Below are 3,990 nucleotides of genomic sequence, written 5' to 3' on the forward strand. Positions count from 1 at the left end.
CTCCTGCGCCGGCTCCCGCCCCCGCGGCCCCAGCGGCCGCTCCGGCCCCAGCGGCCGCTCCGGCGCCGGCGGCCGCTCCGGCGGCACCGGCGCCGGCCACCGCGCCGCCGACCGCCTTGGCCGCCGCGCCCGCGGCGAACCAGCCGATCACCGCCACCGGCACCACCGCCGGGATGCCGGAGTTGACCTGCTCCAGCTCGCCGACCGCCAGCCTGCACGCGGCGCATTCGGCGAGATGGGCCCGCAGGCCCCGCTCGGCCCGCGCCCGCAACCCGCCCCGGGCGTACGCGCCGAGCCGGTCCGCGTACCGGGCGCAGTCCCCGCCCTCGGTCAGCGCGCTGCTGACATGGGCCTGGAGGTACGCCTGCTTCAGGCCCTCCCGGGCCCGGCTGGCCAGTACGGCGGTGGCGTTGGCGGTCAGCCCGAACAGCGGGGCGACCTCGCTCGGCGACTCCTTCTCCACCGCCGTATGCCAGAGCACCGCCTGCCAGCGCTCCGGCAGCGAGCGGAACGCCCGTACCGCCAGGGAGCGTTCGGCCTCCCGCATCGCCCGGACGTCCGCGCCCGGCTCCACCACGGCGGCCCCCGGGGCCTGCGCCCTGCCGGCCGTCTGGTCCGCGAACACCGCGAAGTCCTCGACCAGGTGCTCCCGCCGGGAGGTCCGCGCCCAGTCGGCGGCCACCCGCCGCACGGTGGTCAGCAGGTAGGCGCGTACGGCGTGGTGCGGCCCGGCACCGGCGCGCACCGCGTGCAGGGTGCGGGTGAAGACCTCGGCCGTCAGGTCGTCGGCGGTGTCGGCGTCCCGGCAGCAACCGCCGGCGTACCGGCGCACCGCATCCGCGTGGCGACGGAACAGCTCCTCGTACGCGGTGCCGTCGCCGTCCCGCATCCGCTGGACCAGTTCCACGTCCGCCGGGGGCGCCTCCCGGGGCGGCGGCAGCACCGAGCCGCCCTGCTCCGGCACCCGCGGCTCGCTCTCCTCCCGGGGACCACCCGGCATGCCCCGGTCGTCACCGCTCACGCCGCAGGCTCCCGTACCGCTGTCGAGATCGGACCATCCCGCCAGCGTCCCAGCGCGGCCGCACCCCGTCAGGCGGTCACCGCAGCACCACTCCTCCGGTGACCCGCCCGAACCCGCGTACGACCGTCCGACCCGTCCGACCTCACCGGCCGGCGGCCCCGCGTCCGCCCGGCTGTCCAATTGTTCGGCTGTTCGGCTGTTCGGCTGTCCAGCTGTCCGACTGCCTGAGGACCGCCGACCGGAGTCAGCGGGGCCCGCGGACCGCCGTCAGCCGCGCCGCCTGCCCGCGCCCGCGGTTCAGCGGGCGCGCAGACCCTCCAGCAGGATGTCCAGCAGTCGCGAGGACGCCGCCCTCTCCTGGGCCGCGTCCGGCAGCGAGGGCGCCGCGGTGGCGATGACCAGCAGCACGTCCGCCACCGTCACATCGCCGCGCAGCTCCCCGGACCGCCGTGCCCGGTCCACGAGCCGGCCCACGACCTCCAGCAGCTCCCCGACCCCGGCCTCCTCGACCGGGTCGACGGCCGGGCCCGGTATCGCCGTGGACTCCACGGCGGCCAGGGCGGACACGGCAACGCCGCCGCGCTGCTGCGGCACCCGCAACGGCTCGCCCGGCTCCGTACCGGTCACCGCCCGCTCGTCCGCGCCGACCCGCAGCACCCGCGGCGGCAGCAGCCGGCCCGCGCCGGAGGCCACGGACGTGCGCAGGAAGCGGGCCAGCGCCGACCACGGCTCGTCCTCCTGGCCCAGGGCGGCACGCGCCTGCGCGGTCAGCCGGGCCGTCTCCTCCTCGGCTATCCGGCGCACCAGCACGTCCTTGCTGGGAAAGCGCCGGTACACCGTGCCGACGCCCACCCGGGCCCGACGCGCCACGTCCTCCATGGGCGCGCCGTAGCCCAGCTCGCCGAACACCTCGCGCGCGGCCCGCAGCACATGCTCCAGATTCCGCTGCGCGTCGACCCGCAGCGGCGCCGAGCGGCCGACCGCCCCGACACCCTGGCCCGGATCCGCCGACGCGGCCGGGTCGGCCGGTCGGGAGCCGTCCGCCAGGCTGTCGGCCGACCCGCCGCCGTCCAGCGGACCGAGGCCCTCCGGTCCGCCCGCGCGCGCGACGAGATCCGTCGGCGCGGTCGCGGTCGCCACTCCGTACACGTGCGTGTGCATATGTGTTCCCCCGATAGTCAATTCGTCTCCCCCCGGAGACGCCCCCTGATCTGACGGGCCGGGGAGGGCCGCTCGCCACGCTCCGGTCATGCGTGGTCACCCGGCTCCCCGACGGACTACGAACATAGTTGAGACGGGGTCAATTCAGAAGGGGCCGTTCCTGCCGGTGCGCCCCCCGATCAGCGCAACGGCCGGATCGCTCCCGTTCGGTCCCCTGCGCGCCCCCCTTCACACCATCTCTGAGCTGCGCGGAAGCCTCCCCCAGACCTCCCCGGCGCACCCACCCGCTCCGGCGCTGTTCGGTCATACGAATGGTCGAGCCTGTGGACAAACACCGTCGCTCGTTGCCTCATGGGAGGGTGACCGAACCTGTGCGCATTCTCGTTGTCGGCGGTGGTTACGTCGGGATGTACACCGCCCTGCACCTCCAGCGGCTGCTCAAGAACGAGCTGAGAAGCGGCGCCGCCGAGATCACGGTGGTCACCCCCGACCCGTACATGACGTACCAGCCCTTCCTCCCCGAGGCCGCGGCCGGCAACATCTCGCCGCGCCACGTGGTGGTCCCGCTGCGCCGGGTCCTCAACCGGTGCCGGATCGTCATCGGCGAGGTAAGGGGCATCGACCACGCCAAGCGCAGCGCCACCCTCACCACTCTCGCCACCGGCGAGGAGGGCACCGGCGCCCAGTACCTCGACTACGACGAACTGGTCATCGCGCCCGGCTCCATCTCCCGCACCCTGCCCGTGCCCGGCCTTGCCGACTACGGCATCGGCTTCAAGACCGTCGAGGAGGCCATCGGGCTGCGCAACCACGTCATCGAGCAGATGGACATCGCCTCCTCCACCCGCGATCCCGCCATCCGCGACGCCGCCCTCACCTTCGTCTTCGTCGGCGGCGGCTACGCGGGCGTGGAAGCCCTCGCGGAACTGGAGGACATGGCCCGCTACACCTCCCGCTACTACCACAACATCAAGCCCGACGACCTCAAATGGGTGCTGGTGGAGGCGACCGGCCGCATCCTCCCCGAGGTCGGCGAGGACATGGGCGTCTACGCCGTGCGGGAGCTGCGCGCCCGGAACATCGACGTCCGCCTGGAGACCCGCCTGGAGTCCTGCGAGGACCGGGTCGCCGTCCTCAGCGACGGCAACCGCTTCCCCACCCGCACCGTCGTGTGGACCGCCGGCGTCAAGCCCGCCCCGGTCCTGGCCGCCACCGACCTGCCCCGCAACGAACGCGGCCGCCTCAAGTGCACCGCCCACCTGACCGTCGATGGCGTCGAACACGCCTGGGCCGCCGGCGACGCCGCCGCCGTCCCCGACCTCACGGCCAAGGAGCCGGGCCGCGAGTGCGCGCCCAACGCCCAACACGCCGTACGCCAGACCAAGGTGCTCGCCGAGAACCTGGTCGCCTCCCTGCGCGGACAGCCGCTCAAGGAGTACGCCCACAAGTACGCCGGCTCCGTCGCCTCACTCGGCCTGCACAAGGGCGTCGCCCACGTCTACGGACGCAAACTCAAGGGCTACCCGGCCTGGTTCATGCACCGGGCCTACCACCTCAGCCGCGTGCCCACCTTCAACCGCAAGGCCCGGGTGCTCGCCGAGTGGACCCTCTCCGGCCTGTTCAAACGGGAGATCGTCTCACTCGGATCGCTGGAGCACCCCCGCGCCGAGTTCGAACTCGCCGCCGGCCCGCCGCCGCCCGAACCGGACGACGCCGCCTACCGCGCCGGAACCGCCGACGGCGCACCGAAGTCCCAGGACTGAAGGGCCGATCCGGAACGGCGGGGCCGAGGAGCGCCTCCCCGGCCC

At 74.5% G+C, this 3,990-nt stretch carries 3 protein-coding genes; 1 reads left to right on the top strand and 2 read right to left on the bottom strand.

Annotated features, from left to right (window positions below):
• Nucleotides 1-1,000 (bottom strand): sigma-70 family RNA polymerase sigma factor (locus C6N75_RS22805; RefSeq protein WP_146132647.1); only part of this gene is annotated, 1,000 nt, incomplete at its 3' end.
• Nucleotides 1,001-1,318: 318 nt separating this feature from the next.
• Nucleotides 1,319-2,182, bottom strand: a complete 864-nt coding sequence (locus tag C6N75_RS22810) for a TetR/AcrR family transcriptional regulator (protein WP_258177556.1) — start codon at nt 2,180-2,182, stop codon at nt 1,319-1,321.
• A 311-nt stretch (nt 2,183-2,493) separates the two neighbouring features.
• Between C6N75_RS22810 and C6N75_RS22815 the strand changes: the two genes are divergently transcribed.
• A complete protein-coding gene (locus C6N75_RS22815; RefSeq protein ID WP_181160581.1) occupies nt 2,494-3,945 on the top strand; it encodes an NAD(P)/FAD-dependent oxidoreductase in 1,452 nt (483 codons plus the stop codon).
• Nucleotides 3,946-3,990: the final 45 nt, after the last annotated feature.

This window comes from Streptomyces solincola, assembly GCF_002982015.1.
Lineage (GTDB): Bacteria > Actinomycetota > Actinomycetes > Streptomycetales > Streptomycetaceae > Streptomyces > Streptomyces solincola.